Genomic DNA, 15,583 nt, shown 5'->3' with positions numbered 1-15,583 from the left:
CCCGGACCTATGTTCCCCTCAGAAGATCCCTGGAGTCATCGCTTGTCCGAGCACATCCGCCTCACTCCGCTCCACGACATCTCGGCCACCGACGCCGCCGCCTGGCACCGGGTCGTCGCCGCCTCGATGGCCCGCGACCTGCCCGGAGTACCACCACCCGGCCCCGAGCAGATCCAGGCCCGGCTCACCAAGCCCACCCTGGACAGCCGCCGGCTGACCTGGCTGGCCACCGGGGCGGACGGCACCCCGGTCGGAGTCGCGGGCCTGCGCCTGTTCACCTCCCCGGGGCGAGATCACCTGGCCGAACTGGAACTCCACGTCGACCCCGCGCACCGGCGCCTGGGCACCGGCTCCCTCCTGCTGTCGGCGGTCGTGGCGGCCTGCCGCGCCGAGGACCGGCGCAGCCTGATCGTCGAAGCGGCGGCCGACAGCCCGGGCGAAGCCTTCTGCGAACAGCGCGACTTCCGCCAGGCACTGGCCCTGGACCATCTGGTCCTGGACCTCGACCAGTTGGACGAGGTCGCGGTCCGCCGGGTCGCCGAGGCCGAACACCCCGGCTATCGGCTGACGGGGTGGACCGGTACGGTGCCCGACGGCCTCGCCGCCGCCTTCGCCGCCGCCAAGAACGCCATGAACGACATGCCCGTCGGAGACCTGGACTACGGCATCGAGAACTGGGACGCCGACCGCGTACGGACCATGGCGCAGGTGGTCGCCGACCGCGGCGACACCCTGCTGACGCTCGCCGCCGTCCACGCCGACGGCACCATGGCCGGATACACCGAGATCCTGCTCCCGCAGGGCACCGCGCCCCGGGCGCAGCAGTACGACACGGCCGTCGTGCCCGTGCACCGCGGACGCGGGCTGGGGTTGTGGGTCAAGGCCGCCATGGTGTGCCGGCTGCGCGTCGAGCACCCCGGTGTCGTCGAGATCGAGACGGACTGCGCCGAGGACAACGTCCACATGCTGGCGGTCAATCACGCTCTGGGCTTCCGCTCCTACCGGCGCACCCGCGAGTTCCAGCTCGACGTGCCCTCGGCTTGATCACCGCCTCCGTGCCCGGCACCGAGGGCACCCGCGAGCTTCCGTGGGCCCGGTGACCGCGACGGCCGCACCCGAGCTTGTCCCCCCTCGACGGCTTCCGGACCCCAGTGAACGATCCGGAACCGTCCGGCACCATCGCCGGCCGAGGCCGGAATCCACAGAAACGAGAATGACGAAATGCGTGTGCTGATCATGGCCTACGGGTCACGCGGCGACGTCATGCCCCCGGCCGCACTCGGGGCACAGCTGCGGAAACTCGGCGCGGACGTACGGGTGTGCGCACCGCCGGACGAGGAGTTCGCCCAGCTGCTGGCCGGTGTCGGCGTGGAACACGTGCCGTTCGGCCGCCCGGTGCGCCCGCTGGTGACCGGCGCGCCACCGTCCCCCGACTTCGCCACCGGGTTCGCGGCCGAGCTGGTCGCAGAGCACTTCACCACCATCGCCAAGGCGGCCGAGGGATGCGACGTGCTGGTGGCGAGCGGCCTGATGCCGGCCGGCGTACGGTCGGTGGCCGAGAAGCTGGGCATCCGCTACGTGTACGCCTGCTTCCACCCGTTCGAGATGCCGTCGACGTCCTACCTCCCGTCGCCGCGGCCGGGCCCGGGGATCTCCGCCGACGGGATCGACCCGACCGACAACCGTGCCCTGTGGGACCTGGACGTCCAGAAGATCAACGCCCTGTACCTCGCGCCGCTCAACGCCCACCGGACGGAGATCGGGCTGCCTCCGGTGGACAACGTCCGTGACCACGTCTTCGGCGACCGGCCGTGGCTGGCGGCGGACCCGGTCCTGGGGCCGTGGCAGGAACTGACGGACCTCGAACTCGTACAGACCGGCGCGTGGATCCTGCCGGACGAACGCCCGCTGCCGGCCGACCTGGAGGAGTTCCTGGACGCCGGCACGCCGCCGGTGTTCGTGGGCTTCGGCAGCATGCCCATGCGCACGGCGACGGACGTCGCCAAGGTGACCGTCGAGGCGGTCCGCGCGCAGGGCCGCCGCGTACTCGTCTCGCGCGGCTGGGCCGAGCTCGGTCTGGTCGACGACGCGGACGACTGCTTCGCCGTCGGTGATGTCAACCACCAGGCGCTCTTCCGCCGGGTGGCAGCGGTCGTGCACCACGGCGGCGCGGGCACGACGACGACGGCCGCCAGGGCCGGTGCGCCTCAGGTCGTGGTGCCGCAGTTCGTGGACCAGCCGCACTGGGCCACCCGCGTCGCCGAACTGGGCATCGGCGCCGCCCACGACGGCCCGGTCCCGACCTTCGAGTCCCTGTCGGCCGCGCTCGGCACGGCACTGACTTCCGAGACCGCGGCCCGCGCGAAGGCCGTCGCGGGCACGGTCCGGGACGACGGGACCGCGGTGGCCGCGAAGCTGCTCCTCGACACGAGCGAGCCGCTCCGGTGAACCGCGAACAGATCTCCGGCACTGCCCATGCCGACCACCCGACGCAGTGGCCGCACGGGGACCGGAACGGCTTCGGCTTCGGCTTCGGCTTCCTCTGCCTGGCCCTGCGTCAGACGCCCCAGACCTCCGGAAAGTGAGTACACAGATGCAACCGACGTTCGTACTGGTCCACGGAGCCTTCGCGAACTCCTTCTCCTTCGCGCCCCTCCAGGCCGAACTCGGCCTCCTCGGGTACCGTTCGGTCGCCGTCGACCTGCCCGGCCACGGGTTCCAGGCGACCTTCACCCCCGCCTACCAGTCGCCGCAGGACCCCGCGGGGCTTGCCACCGCTCCCGGCTCGATCAAGGGCGTCACGCTCGCCGACAACGTCGCGCACCTGATCGGGATCCTCGAACGGGCCAAGCGGAACGGCCCCGTGATCCTCGTCGCCCACAGCCGCGGCGGCATCACCGTCACGGCCGCAGCCAACGCCCGCCCCGACCTGATCGACCGCGTCGTCTACGTCGCGGCCTGGTGCCCGGTCGAGCTCGACGTCAACGACTACTACGCCGAGCCGGAGATGGCCACGGTCGATCCCGGCGCGTTCGCCTCGGCGCTGGCCGGAAACCCCGCGGAGCTCGGCCTGCTCCGCGTCAACTTCCGTACCGCGGACCCGGACACGCTCGGCGCGTTCAAGGCCGCCTTCCTCGCCGACGGCACCGGCGAGCAGTTCCTCACCTTCCTGAACACCTTCCAGCCCGACGAGAACCTGGACGTCGGAGGCTACGCCGACCGGGCACAGGCCGCGACCTGGGGCCGCGTCCCCAAGACCTACATCCGCCTGGCCGACGACGCGAGCCTGCCCCTCGCCGCGCAGGACCGGCTGATCCGAGAGGGCAACGACCTGACGCCGGACAACCCGTACGACGTCCACACGCTGGCGGGCAGCCACCTGAAGTGGCTGGTCGACCCGGCACCGGCGGCCCGCATCCTGGGCGGACTCGCCACCCTCCCGGCCCCGTCCACAGCGGTCGGCACAGGGTGACGACCGTCAGCCGGAGGCGGTGAACTGGCCGGTGCCCACCACCTTCAGGAGGGCGAGGCGTTCGGCGGTGTCGCTGCCGACGGGCGGGGTGTACAGGACCACCCGCTGGTCCCCCTCCGGAGCCAGCAGGACCTGGCAGTCCAGTTCGACCGGTCCGATCAGCGGGTGGAGGACGCGCATGCGCGAGGCCCGGCGTACGGAGACCTCGTGCAGCTCCCACAGGGAAGCGAACTCCTCCCCGAGCCCGAGGAGCCGCTCCACCAGGCGCGCCGCCGCCGGGTCGCCGGCCCGTCGGCCCACGGCCGCCCGCAGGTCCGCCACGTGCAGCCGGCTGTAGTACGCGTGCTCCTCCGCCGGGTACGCGGCCCGCTGGGCCGGGTCGGCGAACCAGCGCCAGACCACGTTGCGGCCGTGCTCGGACACCGAGCACACCCCGCCCAGCAGGGCCTCGGCCATCGCGTTCTGGGCCAGGACGTCACCGAGGTCGCCGAGCACCTGGACCGGCGTGCCCGGCAGCTGGTCCAGCAGGTGCAGCAGCCCCGGGGCGACGTGGTCGCCCGAGGTCCGGGCGGCCGGCGGGCGGCGGCCGGCGAGGAGGTGGAGGTGGTCGCGTTCGTCGTCGGACAGGCGCAGGGCGCGGGCCAGGGCGGCGAGCATCTCCGGCGAGGGCTGCGGACCGCGGGCCTGTTCGAGGCGGATGTAGTAGTCGGCCGACATGCCCGCGAGTTGGGCGACCTCCTCGCGGCGCAGGCCCGGCGTGCGCCGCCGGGGCCCGACGGGCAGACCCGCGTCCTGGGGCCGTACCCGCTCGCGCGAGCGGCGCAGGAAGTCGGCGAGGGCCTCACGGTCGATCTTCATAGGGTCATCCTGCCGGACCGTCCACGGCCCAGCCAGGGACTGCGGATCCCAGGGTAAGGAGGTCTCTCCCCGCCGCTGCCGAGCACCGGCACCGTTGGTCCGGCCGGAGCACGAACGCCCCGGCCGACCACGGGAACCGGGGAGCATTCGATGGCCATCGTCAACGTCAACGGCGCGCAGGTGCACTACGAGAAGACCGGCTCGGGCCCCGCCCTGGTCCTGGTGCACGGCACCGGATCGGCCGGTGCGGCTGTCAACTGGGGGCAGACCACGCCCCGGTTCACCCCGCACCGCACGGTGATCACCCCTGACCTGTCCGGCACCGAGGCCACCCTCGACGACGGCGCCCCGCTGACCGCCGAGGGCCTGGCCGCGCAGGTCATCGCCGTCATCGAGGACGCGGTGGACGCCGCGGACGGGCCGGTGGACCTGCTGGGCTTCTCCATGGGCTCCACCGTCGCCGCCACCGTCGCGGCCCTGCGCCCCGACCTGGTGCGGCGCCTGATCCTGGTGGCCGGCTGGGCCCACACCGACAGCGACGAGTACCTGCGCAGCCTCTTCACCCTCTGGCAGGGCCTCGGCACGAGCGACCCCGCCTCCTTCGGCCGCGCCGTGGCGATGACCGGCTTCAGCCGCGGCTTCCTCAACTCCATCGGCCGCGAGGCCTTCGAAGCCCTCATCCCCAACATGCCGCCCACTCCCGGCACCCTGCGCCACATCGCCTATGACCTGCGGGTGGACATCCGCCCCCTGCTCCCCCGCATCCAGGCACCCACCCTGGTGATCGGGGGCACCCAGGACATCACCGTCCCGGTCGAGCACAGCCGCGCCCTGCACGCCGCGATCGCGGACAGCTCGTACGCCGAGATCGACGCGGGCCACGTGATGTTCTTCGAGCAGGAGGACACCTTCGTCAAGCTCGTGACCGAGTTCGTCGAGGCGCCCTCCACCCCCGGCGTGCGCACCGCCCGGTGACCGGGCGCCGCCGCGGTCAGCCGATGAAGGACTCGGGGCCGAACCGGCCCCAGGCCACGAAACCGGCCAGGACGAGGTAGACCAGGTCCACCACCAGGAAGGTGGTCTCGCGGCGCCGTAGGCGCGTGATCGCCGCACCGGTCATCATCAGCCCCAGGCCGAGGGCGGCCAGCGGCACCAGAACCGGCGCGACGTCGAGTACGGCCGGCAGGACCAGACCCACCGCGGCCAGGACCTCCAACGCCCCGATGGCCTTGACGGTGCCGACGCCGAAATCTTCGACCCATCGGGCGCTGGACCCACTGGCGGCGATCTTCTCCTTCGGCGTGATCACCTTGAAGGCGCCGCCGAGCAGGTAGGCGACGGCGAGCAGTCCGGTGACGATCCACAGAGCGAGGTTCATGGCTGCCTTTACAGGGTTGGAGGGCTGTCAGGTCGTGCGGCCGACGGGGCGATCGGGTTATCCGTGCTGACCGGTCCGGTAGTCGCCGGCGGGCTGCCGGGTGACGACGTTGGCGCGGTTGAAGGCGTTGATGACGGCGAGCTGGACCACCAGTTCGGCGAGCTGGTCCTCGTCGTAGTGCTTGGCGGCGTTCGCCCAGACTTCGTCGCTGACACCGCCGGCCGCGTCAGCGATGCGCGTGCCCTCCTCGGTCAGTTCCAGGGCGGCGCGCTCGGCCTCGGTGAAGACCGTGGCCTCCCGCCAGGCCGCAACCAGGTGGAGGCGTACGGCAGTCTCACCTGCTGCGGCGGCGTCCTTGGTGTGCATGTCGATGCATCCGGCGCAGCCGTTGATCTGGCTGGCGCGGAGCATCATCAGTTCCCGCGTCGCGGCCGGCACGGTCGACTCCGCGAGTGCCTGGTGAGCGGCGACGATGTGCTTCATCGCCTTGGCTGCGACGGGGCTGGCCATGAAGTTAAGACGGGCGTTCATCGTGCGCTCCTTGTCGTTGTCTGCTTTCGCCCCTCTCAGACAAGGCACCCGAACGATCTGTGACGCCGGCGGATGTGACGCGCGTCACTGCGCCGGGCGCCGGGTCGCCCACGGCGGGCCGAGGCCGGGCCGGGCGCCTCGGATACGCGCCCACGCCTTGGGGATCATGAAACGAGCAGAGCAGGCGGCAAGCCGAACTGTCCGCCGCAATAAGAGAGTCGGGGGAAATTCCATGTCCGGATCGACAGGTGTGACCAATGAGGCCGGATACCGGCCGCTGATGTTCTCCATCGCCTACGGGATGACCGGATCGGTGGGCGACGCCGAGGACATCGTGCAGGACGCCTTCCTCGGCCTGACCCGTGCGCAGCAGGCGGGCACCGCGATCGCCGCGCCGAAGGCGTACCTGACCACGGCGGTGACGAGGCTGGGCATCAACCACCTGAGTTCGGCACGGGTACGGCGGGAGACCTACGTGGGGAACTGGCTGCCCGAGCCGGTCGTCGTGACCGCCGACCGGCCGGGCCCGGCCGAGCACGCCGAGCTGGCGGACTCGCTCTCGCTGGCGTTCCTCGTCCTGCTGGAAGCCCTCTCCCCGATGGAGCGGGCGGTCTTCATCCTGCGGGAGGTCTTCGGGTACGGATACCCGGACGTGGCGAGGACCACCGGCAAGTCCGAGGCGAACTGTCGGCAGATCTTCGCCCGCGCCAAGAAGCACATCGCCGCCGGCAGACAGGACGGCACCGACGCCCCGCCCCCGGCGCGAAGGGCGGAGGGCGAGGAGCTGGCCCGTACGTTCTTCGAGGCAGCCGGGGGTGGCGACCTGGAAGCGCTGCTCGGCATGCTCGCGCCCGACGTCGTCTTCCACGGGGACGGCGGCGGCAAGGCGCGGGCGACCAGGAACCCGGTGGCCGACCCGCGGCGGGTCGGCCAACTGCTCGTCGGCGGCATCCGCCGGGTCCGGACGCTCGGCGCCACCCTCCGGCCCGCCTTGGTCAACGGCCGGCCGGGCGCCGTGACGTACGACGCCGAAGGGCGGGTCGTCAGCGTGGTCGCGCTCGACATCGCCGACGGCGTGATCCGCGCGGTCCGCTCCGTGTCCAACCCCGACAAGCTCGGCCACCTCGGACCGGTGTCCGACATGGCGCGACTGCCGGAAACCGGCTGAGCCCTCCATGGCAAAGCCCCAGGCCAAGGACCTGGGGTCATCGTGCTGCCCAGGCCTCCCGCCCGTCCGACGTGCCAGGGGGCACGGCACACATGAGGTGTGCCGTGCCCCCTGGCGTGCGGTCAGTCCAGGTGGTGGGTTTCGTTGAGGGCCTGCACCGTGCCGGTGCCGTCCTCGGTGTACGTCACCGTCGACAGGGAGGCCGCCGCGACCTCCATGCGGAACAGGCTGTGCGGTGGGGCCTGGAGGGCGAGGCGGAGCAGGGTCCTGACCGGTACCACGTGGGAGACGACCAGGACCGTGGCGCCGGCGTACCGGGCCAGGAGGCCGTCTCGTACGGCGGCGACCCGGCGGATGACCTGTTGCATGGTTTCGCCCGCGCCCGAGGGAGCACTCTCGGGCGAGGCGAACCATGCGCTCAGGTCGTCCGGGTAGCGCTCGCGGACTTCGGCGAAGGTCAGGCCTTCCCAGGCGCCGAAATCCGCTTCCCGCAGGTCCGCCTCGACCTGGACGCTCAGGCCGAGGCGCGTGGCCGCGGCCTGAGCGGTCTCCCGGCAGCGCCGCATCGGTGACGTGACGACCGCCTCGATGCCGCCGCGGTGGGCGAGGGCCTCTGCTGCCGCCCGGGCTTGGCGTCGTCCGGCCGGCGAGAGTCCCGGGTCGGTTCCTCCGCTGCCGGAGAGCCGCCGCCCGGGGGTGAGCAGGGTTTCGCCGTGCCGCAGCAGTACGAGCGTCGTCACGTCGCTCACTTCGAGGTCTGCGCGAAGTGGTCCCGTACGGCGTCGGTCTGCTTCTCCATGACGTCGATGATGCGCTCGACCACGTCCAGGTCGGCATCGTCGGCGATCTCCAGGACCCGCGACCAGTCGAAGAAGCTGCGGGTCGGGTCGTTGGTGATGGAGAACACCCGGATGGTGGCCTCGTACTTGGCGACTCCGCTGGTGGGGGCGACGGCCCGGTAGGACTGGGTCTTGTTGATCTCGTCGCGGGCGGCGATCTCCTGCTGGACGAGGCGGCCGTTGAGCGTGAGCTTGAAGTCGTAACGGGCCGGGACGGTGTCGACGGAGCCGCCCTCCACCCAGCTGACGTCCCGGTGGATGTCCAGGTCGCCCGGGGACACGATGTCCAGGATCTGCATGGCGTCGCGGACGGTCGCCCACACGGTGTCCGGGTCGGCGTCGAGGATGGTGGAGTGGTACATGGTGTGCTTGCGCTGGATCGGCACGGAGTGCTCCTTCTTGCGGTGGTTGACGGTCATCGCTTGGCGACGAGGTGGTTCCCGAGGATCAGGTAGTCGATCTCGGTGCCCAGGAAGCAGTTCAGGGCGTCGGTGGGGCTGCAGACGATGGGTTCGCCGGCGACGTTGAACGAGGTGTTGATCAGGCAGGGCGTGTCGGTGAGTTCGATGAACTTCCGCAGCAGTGCCGTGAGCCGCGGGGTGCCCTCGTCCGTCAGGGTCTGGATGCGGGAGGTGCCGTCCACGTGCACGGCGCCGGGGATGCGGTCCTTGTACTCGTCGCGGACGGGGAAGACGAACGTCATGTACGGGGAACTGGTCTTGCGCCCCATGTCGAAGATCTTCGGCGCCTGCTCCTCGAGGACGAGGGGAGCGAACGGGCGGAAGGGTTCGCGGTGCTTGACCCGGGTGTTGATGATGTCCTTGATGTCGCCGAAGCCCGGGTTGGCGATGATGCTGCGGTGCCCCAGCGCGCGCGGCCCGTGCTCGACGCGGCCTTCGAACCAGCCGATGACGACCTTCTCGGTCAGCAGCTTCGCCACCTGCTCGACGACCTCGTCATCGTCCAGGCGCGAGGCGACCACGCGGCCGGTGAAGCCCTGGAGGGCCTCCTCGATCGCGGCCTCGTCGTAGGACGGGCCGAGGTAGGGGCTGACGGGTGCCGAGGCGGCGAGGATGTCCGCGGGGCCGGTGTCGGGGTGGCCGAGCCAGGCGTGGGCCGCGGCTCCGATGGTGATGCCGGTGTCGGAGGCCCCGAAGCTGACCTGCATGTCCTCGAAGCGGGAGCCTTCGAACATCGGCGTGTTGTTCAGGCAGTTCAGGGCGACGCCGCCTTCGAACAGCAGCCGGTCGAGATCCGTCCGCTCCTCCAGGTGGCGGACCTGGTGCGCGGTGGCGACGTTCAGCATCTCCTGCGCGGCGGCGGCGACCCGGGACGTGTATTCGAGGGTGTCCTCGAAGGGTCCGAAGTACTCCTCGAACAGGGCGTCGTGACTGTGCAGGTTGTCGGTCTGAAGGGGCTTGGTGAAGGAGTAGCGACCGTCGTCGTGCAGCCTCAGGAGGTTGTCGACGAACGGGTTCGGAGTCGGCGGGTCGGCGTATCCGGCCAGCCCCATCACCTTGTACTCGTCGTTGTTGGGGACGAAGCCCAGGAAGCGGGTGATGGAGGAGAACAGGGTGCCGATGGAGTACTGGGCGCCGGTGGCGGTGTCGTCGAAGACGGTGATCCTGCCGGCGCGGATCTCGCCCGTCAGGGTCGAGAAGCGTTCGGCGCGGCCGTCGCTGACGAGGAACGCCGAGTCCTTCATGCCGGCCAGGTAGTAGCCGGTCGTGGCGTGGGCCAGGTGGTGCGGAACGAAGCGGACCTTGGCCGGGTCGGGACGGTGTCCGGTGCGGGCCTCGAAGTCCGCGAGGATCGCGTCGTGGCTGACGACCTGGTCGAACAGGTCGGCCATGTCGCCCGCGAGGCGGGTCTTCGCGTCCTGTGCCAGCGGCGAGGTGCGGATGCCGTCCAGGATCTCGTCCAGAACCTCGGTGGTCCAGTTCCAGGGGAAGGCGAACAGGTCGACGTCGTCGAACGTGATCCCGGCCTCCTTCAGACACCAGTCGATCGCGTTCACGGGGAAGTCGGTGGTCTTCTTCTCCCGGTTGAGGCGCTCTTCCTCCACCGCGGCGACCAGGCGGCCGTCGATCAGGAGCGCGGCGGCGGCGTCGTGGCCCAAGAGGTAGTGCTTGTTGATGCCGGTCGCACCGAGGCGTTCGGAGAAGAACTCCGACACCCGGCTGAAACCATTACATCCAAGAACAATCACGGCATTCTTTCCTGTTATGGGGCTACTTGACGATCAACAGGTCGCGGAGCTTCTCCCCGGCCGCAGGTGCCTGGCACAGTCCCGCGCCGGTGAATCCGGCCGCGTACAGGAAGCGGCGGGTGGGGTGTTCCCCGATGAGGGCGGTGTTGTCGGGACTGGCGTCGAAGTCGCCGCTCCACGCACGGTGCAGGCCGATGCCGTCCAAGGCGGGGAACAGGGTGCCCAGATGGCCCGCGATGCGGCCGAGCCAGGCTTCCCGTGATTCACCGGCCTTGGGCGCGCCCATGGCGAGGAGCACGCGGTCCCTCCATGAGCGGATCCGCAGACCGGACGCACCATGCATCGTCATGGGCATGTCGTGGTGCGGGGAGGGCGGGACGTCGGTGAACAGCATCTCCATCACGTGCGGTGTCAGCGGCAGGTCGACCGATGCCATGGATGCCACCTCGCCGGACCAGGGCCCGGCCGTGCACACGATGCTGTCCGCCTTGATGCTGCCCTGCGGGGTGTGGACGGTGTTGTCGTCGTCGATGCGTATGACGGGTGTGTGGGTGAACAAGCGGGCGCCGTGATTGCGGGCGGCGGCGGCGTAGCCGCGCACGATGTCGAGGCCGTCCACGTGGTACGCCTCGGGCGCCCAGGCGGCGGCCAGGATGGCGCCCTCGTTGACCAGCGGGTTGAGTCCGGCCGCTTCGCGGGCACTGATCAGGCCGACCTGGACGCCGACGGCCTGCTGGGCCTGCCGGTCGGCCTCGAATGCGGCGATCTGCTGTTCGTCGGTGAACAGCACCATGAACCCGAGCCGCTTCAGGGCGAGCGGGGCCTCGGTGTGGCGGGCGAACTCGTGATAGGCGTTCAGGCTGCGCACGGCCCGCTGCCCGGTGGCGGGGTTGCCGGGGAAGTAGGTGCGGACCATGCCCGCCGTGTGCGCGGACGCCCCGCCGCCGAGGCCGCCGCGTTCCAGCAGCACGGTGTCCACACCGGCTTCGGCGAGGTGGTAGGCGGCGGAGGTGCCGATCACTCCGCCGCCGATGACAACGGCGTCGGCGCGAGCAGGCAGGGTGCTCAAGGTTGTCCCCTCTCCTGTGGTGTGGGGTTCGGGCGGCGGATTCCTAGGCGCTCTGCTGGCGAAGGTGGTCCCCGGTCTCCCACGGGTACAGCTGGAGGTTCCAACCGCCGAGGCAGTTGATGTAGAGGGCCATCTGGCTGGCGACGGCGTAGAAGTCGTCACGGTCGAGCTCGTCCAGGACGGCGAGGAAGCGCTGGGTGAACGCCCACAGGTTCTCCAGGCCGCAGTAGCCCAGGAACTCGGCCGGGACGCCGACCAGGAGGCGGGTCATGTGGACGAGGGATTCCATGGGCATGCCCTGGACGGCGGCGCGGACGATTCCGCCGTATGCGGCGTACCCCAGCGGACGGGTCTCGCCGTTGACGAACAGCAGGGTGGGAAGGACGGTGCCGAAGTTGCCCGCCTGGGAGGGGATGACGCCCCGGTGGAGGCCCTCCAGCTCGGCCGGGGCCTCCAGCCAGATCCGCTCGGTCTCGGCGACGATGTCGGCGATCAGGGCGGCGGCGTCCGCGTGGGCGGCGCGGAGCGTCGGGATGCCGTGCCCGCTCGGCTCGCCCTTGCGGCGGACCTCGGCGACGATCTGCTTCTTCGTGGAGTAGACGGCGTCCCAGATCGCGGCGCCGGCCTCCAGCAGGGCGGGCATGTCCGCCTCGCGGATCCGGCCGATGGGCGTGGCGGGCATCGGCTCGGTCAGGGTGCCGTACTTGATGCCCAGGTGCTGCAGCCCGGACAGGAACACGGTGCCGTTGGGCGCCTCGCGCCGGTCGGGGATGCGCGTGTCGTGGGGCGTGTGCAGCAGGGCGGGGATGGGCGATACGTGGTAGAGGTGCTCGCCCGCGATGAGGGCGTGGCCCTGAAGGCTCCGGTAGGGCAAGGACTCCCAGAGGGCGTCGGCAAGCGCCGGGTTGCGGCCGTCGAGGTCGGCGGTGACCGTGATGCCCAGGTCGGGCCAGGAGATTTCGATATGGCGGGAAGTTAAGGACTGACTCACGGCTCTCTCCTTGGTTCGGTTCAGCGCGGTGTGGGTCCCGCGAGGGTTCTGCGAGGGTCCTGCGATTACTTCGCGAGCGACGCGAAATGCTCTCGGACGGCGTCCAGTGGCGCATTGCGCGCATTCACCGGATCGCCACGAGAACTCCTCTCGGCCGCGGGAAACCCCTTGCCCCATCGGCAACTTGTGCGAGGAGCACCCCAGGAGTACACAGCGGACCGCACGGAACCAGCCAGGGGTGGAAGGCATGAAGACAGCCGCAGGCCGCGAGTGGATCTTCGTAGATTTCCACAACGGATTCCGGGAATTCGGCGAGCGGAAGAACAGATTCTCCCGAGCATTTCCCGTGCGCGCTTCGAGCGTGCCGGCGAAGGGCCACTGCCGGCCGGATCCTCAAATGAAAGGCCATCCGGAACGTCCGGGAAATAACATAACAGCGTTCAAATAGCTTGTCTCAGCTGGGGGAATGATGAACCGCTCCGGCTCGGCCCGCCGGGATGTGTGAGGAGAGTGAGTGACGGGGCTGGTGTGACGGATGTGGCGATCGCAGGTGATCGACTCCGGATCGCGCTCCCCCAGGGCCGGCCGCCGCGCGCACGTCGGTACGACACCGCCGTGGTCCGCGCACACCGCGGCCACGGCCCACCCCGGCCCCGCCGCCCGTCAGCCGGTCTTGTCCTCGTCGAGCGTGTGCTTGACGAGGGCGTTGGCGTGGCCGTGGCCCAGGCCGTGTTCGGACTTGAGCCAGGCGACGAGCTCGCCGTGCTTGCTCAGCGGCGAGGCGCGGACGAGGTCCTTCCATTCCGCCACCGGGCGGCCGTACTTCTTCTCGATCGAGGGGAAGTAGCTCTCCGGTCCCTTGGGCGTGGGCGTGGTGGTCATGGTGTGTCTCCTCGTCGCGGCCGTGCCGCCGTTGCCGTGTCTCTCCTCTCATGACCGGCGGAACGCCGCGGATTCATCGGCCGCGGGGGGTGAGCCGGGTCACATCACCGGCGTCCGAGGGGTGGGCGTGGGCGGCGGCCGGGCCGGGGGCGGTTGTACGCTCGCCCGCATGGCCACCGTCGGAAGCTCAGCCGGAACCGCGTGGTCCTGGCGAACGACGGGGACCGCGCGCTGGGTGTGGTTGGTGTGGTCGGCGGCGTTGTTCGCCTTCCTCTACACGCACGGTGTGAACACCGAGACCGCCGCGAGCCACTTGACCGGGCACTCCGTCGTCACCGCGCACCAGAGCACCGGCCATCAGAGCAGCAACCACCAGGGCAGCGGGCACCAGGGCGCGGGCCACGAGCCGGACGGGGACCGGGAGTCCGGGGTGCATCCGGCCGGCGTCTGCGTGTCCGGGCAGCCGCCGGAGGGCGCCTGCACCGAGGCCCCGGCACCGGTCCTGCTCGCCTGGGCCTGCCACCGTGCGGCCGACCGTACGGCCGTGTCCGCGCCGGCCCCGGAGCGGACGGCCGCCCTTCCTCCCGAGGACTACTCCGCCCGTTCAGTGGTGCAGCGGATCTAGATCCGCCGGTCGAAGCACGAAGTCATCTCCCTTTTCACCGCTGCTTCCTGACGTGGTGTGACGCGCCGTCCGGCTCCGCCGGACGCGCCGCTGCGCCATGCGCCGACCGAGGAGTTCCTCCCTTGTCCACGCACCACCTGACCGACCGTCCCGCGCCTTCCCCGGCCCTGTCCCCCACCCGGGCCGCGCTGCGGCGCGCCCGCAACAGCCGGGCCCGCCGGCTGTCCCTGCCCGCCCGCTACCTCGGGTACGTCGGCTACTTCGTCGGCGCGGGCCTGATCAGCGGCGCCGTCGTGCACCACCCGCTCGACCCCGCCCGCTACACCCGGATCGCCGGCTACGGCGTCCTCGTCTTCCTCGCCGCCACCGTCCTCAACGAGTTCGTCATCAGCCGCGAGCGGCCCGGGCTGCGGCGCGCGTGTGCGGTGATCGGCGCCTCGCTGATGCTGTCCTTCGGCATCGGCATGCTCAGCGGCGGACTCCAGCACTTCGAGGACTTCCCCGCGCGCGGGGCCGTCCTCGTGCCGATCGGACTGGTCGTCTCCTTCGTCGCCTTCGTACTCAAGGACGCGGACACCTCGTGGCGGCGGATCTTCGGCCCGGTGGGGCTGGCCGTGCTGGTGACCGCGGCGGTCGCCTTCCTGGGGCTGAGCCGGCTGGCCGAGTCCGCGGACCCGGCGGAGAGCGGCGGGCACAGCCACGCCCCGGCGGCCACCTCGGGTGCCACCCCCACCGCCGGTCCGGACACGGCTCCCCACACCGCTCCGCACACGGCTCCGGACACCGCTCCGGCCGCCACCGGCGGCCCCTCGGCCACCCCCGCTCCGCGGAAGCAGCCGGAACAGGGGCACGGCGGCGACGGCCACGGCCACTGAGCAGCCGTCCTCGGGCGGTCACGCCTCCAGGTGACTGAAGCCCACCTCGAAGTGCTCCACCGACACGATGCGCTGGCCCTCCCGCCGGGCGGACTGCTCGCGAACGCGGGAGGCCAGCTCCTCGCTGTCCCGCATGGCCTGCTCGCTGTCCCACAGGGTCAGCGACTTGGCCTTCCCGGAGACCCGGTCGACGAGGTAGTACACGCCCCGGAAGCCGGGGACGTCGCGGACCTGCTGGACGACCGCCGCCGAATTGCCGGTGATGTCACCCTCCGCCGGAACCGGTGACCCCTGGTACGTGCTCAGCCTGGCGAACATCGATCACGACACCTCTCGAGACCCGTTTTGCGCTTGACGCCCGAATCGTGACAAACCCTATCGCCGCGCCCCGTCGACACCCCCGCCCGACGCCCCGGAACCGCACCGACGGCGGCGGACACTCCGCATACCGGCGCATATCCGCCTAAAATGACGCTGTGCGCCACGCCAGGGCAGCGCGCGGTCCGTGACCAGCGGGTCACGGGGTACACGTGCTGCCCTGGGGGTATATCCAAAAGGAACGGCTCACGACGGCCCCGCCGTGCTGCGCACGGCGTGACCCCCACCGTCGGAGGAGCGATCGCAGATGGACACCGACCGCGCTTGCACGAAGGCCACCGGTACCGCCGGAATCCCCGGGACGCCCG

Annotated in this window: 17 protein-coding genes and 1 pseudogene; 8 read left to right on the top strand and 10 right to left on the bottom strand. The window is 70.9% G+C overall.

From position 1 onward, the window contains the following. Window positions 1-42: 42 nt before the first annotated feature. The 4 genes from AC067U_RS10880 to AC067U_RS10865 all read left to right on the top strand — a co-directional run bounded on the left by AC067U_RS10880 (window position 43) and on the right by AC067U_RS10865 (window position 3,472). Window positions 43-1,044 (top strand): GNAT family N-acetyltransferase, encoded by a 1,002-nt coding sequence (locus AC067U_RS10880; protein WP_478829311.1) that lies wholly within the window; start codon window positions 43-45, stop codon window positions 1,042-1,044. Between the two features lie 177 nt (window positions 1,045-1,221). Then, complete coding sequence (locus AC067U_RS10875) at window positions 1,222-2,448, top strand: glycosyltransferase (RefSeq protein WP_478829310.1); 1,227 nt, start codon at window positions 1,222-1,224, stop codon at window positions 2,446-2,448. Beyond that, window positions 2,445-2,585: a hypothetical protein gene (locus tag AC067U_RS10870; protein WP_478829309.1), complete on the top strand. Its 141-nt coding sequence runs from the start codon at window positions 2,445-2,447 to the stop codon at window positions 2,583-2,585. Before AC067U_RS10875 ends, AC067U_RS10870 begins: the two co-directional genes overlap by 4 nt. A gap of 8 nt (window positions 2,586-2,593) precedes the next feature. Then, window positions 2,594-3,472: an alpha/beta fold hydrolase gene (locus tag AC067U_RS10865; RefSeq protein ID WP_478829308.1), complete on the top strand. Its 879-nt coding sequence runs from the start codon at window positions 2,594-2,596 to the stop codon at window positions 3,470-3,472. A 6-nt stretch (window positions 3,473-3,478) separates the two neighbouring features. Here AC067U_RS10865 and AC067U_RS10860 read toward each other — a convergent pair whose 3' ends face one another. Then, window positions 3,479-4,330 (bottom strand): helix-turn-helix transcriptional regulator, encoded by an 852-nt coding sequence (locus AC067U_RS10860; RefSeq protein WP_478829307.1) that lies wholly within the window; start codon window positions 4,328-4,330, stop codon window positions 3,479-3,481. Window positions 4,331-4,480: 150 nt separating this feature from the next. Between AC067U_RS10860 and AC067U_RS10855 the strand changes: the two genes are divergently transcribed. Next, window positions 4,481-5,305, top strand: a complete 825-nt coding sequence (locus AC067U_RS10855; protein ID WP_478829306.1) for an alpha/beta fold hydrolase — start codon at window positions 4,481-4,483, stop codon at window positions 5,303-5,305. Window positions 5,306-5,321: 16 nt separating this feature from the next. Here the strand turns inward: AC067U_RS10855 and AC067U_RS10850 are convergent, their stop codons facing one another. Next, window positions 5,322-5,708, bottom strand: coding sequence for a DoxX family protein (locus tag AC067U_RS10850; protein ID WP_478829305.1), 387 nt, complete (start codon window positions 5,706-5,708; stop codon window positions 5,322-5,324). A gap of 57 nt (window positions 5,709-5,765) precedes the next feature. Then, complete coding sequence (locus AC067U_RS10845; protein WP_478829304.1) at window positions 5,766-6,239, bottom strand: carboxymuconolactone decarboxylase family protein; 474 nt, start codon at window positions 6,237-6,239, stop codon at window positions 5,766-5,768. Between the two features lie 232 nt (window positions 6,240-6,471). Here AC067U_RS10845 and sigJ point away from each other — a divergent pair, with 232 nt between their 5' ends. Continuing rightward, complete coding sequence (sigJ, locus tag AC067U_RS10840) at window positions 6,472-7,407, top strand: RNA polymerase sigma factor SigJ (protein ID WP_478829303.1); 936 nt, start codon at window positions 6,472-6,474, stop codon at window positions 7,405-7,407. A 122-nt stretch (window positions 7,408-7,529) separates the two neighbouring features. Here the strand turns inward: sigJ and AC067U_RS10835 are convergent. The 6 genes and pseudogenes from AC067U_RS10835 to AC067U_RS10810 form a co-directional block, all read right to left on the bottom strand. Next, a pseudogene (locus AC067U_RS10835) lies at window positions 7,530-8,141 on the bottom strand (histidine phosphatase family protein); the annotation flags it as partial. Between the two features lie 11 nt (window positions 8,142-8,152). Further along, window positions 8,153-8,665 carry an SRPBCC family protein gene (locus AC067U_RS10830; protein WP_478829302.1) on the bottom strand — a complete coding sequence of 171 codons (513 nt, stop codon included), beginning with the start codon at window positions 8,663-8,665 and terminating at the stop codon, window positions 8,153-8,155. After that, on the bottom strand, window positions 8,662-10,422 hold the full coding sequence (locus tag AC067U_RS10825) for a carbamoyltransferase family protein (protein WP_478829301.1): 1,761 nt from the start codon (window positions 10,420-10,422) through the stop codon (window positions 8,662-8,664). The genes AC067U_RS10830 and AC067U_RS10825 overlap by 4 nt, the downstream gene beginning before the upstream one ends. A 55-nt stretch (window positions 10,423-10,477) precedes the next feature. Then, window positions 10,478-11,524, bottom strand: a complete 1,047-nt coding sequence (locus AC067U_RS10820) for an NAD(P)/FAD-dependent oxidoreductase (RefSeq protein ID WP_478829300.1) — start codon at window positions 11,522-11,524, stop codon at window positions 10,478-10,480. A 43-nt stretch (window positions 11,525-11,567) separates the two neighbouring features. Then, window positions 11,568-12,515 (bottom strand): cucumopine synthase-related protein, encoded by a 948-nt coding sequence (locus tag AC067U_RS10815; protein ID WP_478829299.1) that lies wholly within the window; start codon window positions 12,513-12,515, stop codon window positions 11,568-11,570. A 663-nt stretch (window positions 12,516-13,178) separates the two neighbouring features. Beyond that, entirely contained in the window at window positions 13,179-13,397 is a 219-nt protein-coding gene (locus AC067U_RS10810) for a DUF4287 domain-containing protein (protein WP_478829298.1), read from the bottom strand. 169 nt (window positions 13,398-13,566) lie between these two features. On the opposite strand from AC067U_RS10810, the gene AC067U_RS10805 reads away from it, so the two are divergent. Both AC067U_RS10805 and AC067U_RS10800 read left to right on the top strand, forming a co-directional pair. Beyond that, window positions 13,567-14,022: a hypothetical protein gene (locus AC067U_RS10805; RefSeq protein ID WP_478829297.1), complete on the top strand. Its 456-nt coding sequence runs from the start codon at window positions 13,567-13,569 to the stop codon at window positions 14,020-14,022. Window positions 14,023-14,144: 122 nt separating this feature from the next. Continuing rightward, window positions 14,145-14,897: a hypothetical protein gene (locus AC067U_RS10800; RefSeq protein ID WP_478829296.1), complete on the top strand. Its 753-nt coding sequence runs from the start codon at window positions 14,145-14,147 to the stop codon at window positions 14,895-14,897. 18 nt (window positions 14,898-14,915) lie between these two features. Here AC067U_RS10800 and AC067U_RS10795 read toward each other — a convergent pair whose 3' ends face one another. Further along, the gene (locus tag AC067U_RS10795; RefSeq protein WP_478829295.1) at window positions 14,916-15,215 is read right to left on the bottom strand and encodes a hypothetical protein; all 300 of its coding nucleotides are present in this window, start codon (window positions 15,213-15,215) and stop codon (window positions 14,916-14,918) included. Window positions 15,216-15,583: the final 368 nt, after the last annotated feature.

Source organism: Streptomyces sp. NPDC043853, assembly GCF_056436025.1.
Note: the sequence above shows the minus strand (reverse complement) of the source record. Positions and strands in the feature narration are given on the sequence as shown.

Excerpts from the sequence above, each read along its gene's own strand:
- AC067U_RS10875 (WP_478829310.1), top strand. The coding sequence starts at position 1,222 with ATGCGTGTGCTGATCATGGCCTACGGGTCACGCGGCGACGTCATGCCC.
- AC067U_RS10865 (WP_478829308.1), top strand. The coding sequence starts at position 2,594 with ATGCAACCGACGTTCGTACTGGTCCACGGAGCCTTCGCGAACTCCTTC.
- AC067U_RS10860 (WP_478829307.1), bottom strand. The coding sequence starts at position 4,330 with ATGAAGATCGACCGTGAGGCCCTCGCCGACTTCCTGCGCCGCTCGCGC.
- AC067U_RS10855 (WP_478829306.1), top strand. The coding sequence starts at position 4,481 with ATGGCCATCGTCAACGTCAACGGCGCGCAGGTGCACTACGAGAAGACC.
- AC067U_RS10850 (WP_478829305.1), bottom strand. The coding sequence starts at position 5,708 with ATGAACCTCGCTCTGTGGATCGTCACCGGACTGCTCGCCGTCGCCTAC.
- AC067U_RS10845 (WP_478829304.1), bottom strand. The coding sequence starts at position 6,239 with ATGAACGCCCGTCTTAACTTCATGGCCAGCCCCGTCGCAGCCAAGGCG.
- sigJ (WP_478829303.1), top strand. The coding sequence starts at position 6,472 with ATGTCCGGATCGACAGGTGTGACCAATGAGGCCGGATACCGGCCGCTG.
- AC067U_RS10830 (WP_478829302.1), bottom strand. The coding sequence starts at position 8,665 with ATGACCGTCAACCACCGCAAGAAGGAGCACTCCGTGCCGATCCAGCGC.
- AC067U_RS10810 (WP_478829298.1), bottom strand. The coding sequence starts at position 13,397 with ATGACCACCACGCCCACGCCCAAGGGACCGGAGAGCTACTTCCCCTCG.
- AC067U_RS10805 (WP_478829297.1), top strand. The coding sequence starts at position 13,567 with ATGGCCACCGTCGGAAGCTCAGCCGGAACCGCGTGGTCCTGGCGAACG.
- AC067U_RS10795 (WP_478829295.1), bottom strand. The coding sequence starts at position 15,215 with ATGTTCGCCAGGCTGAGCACGTACCAGGGGTCACCGGTTCCGGCGGAG.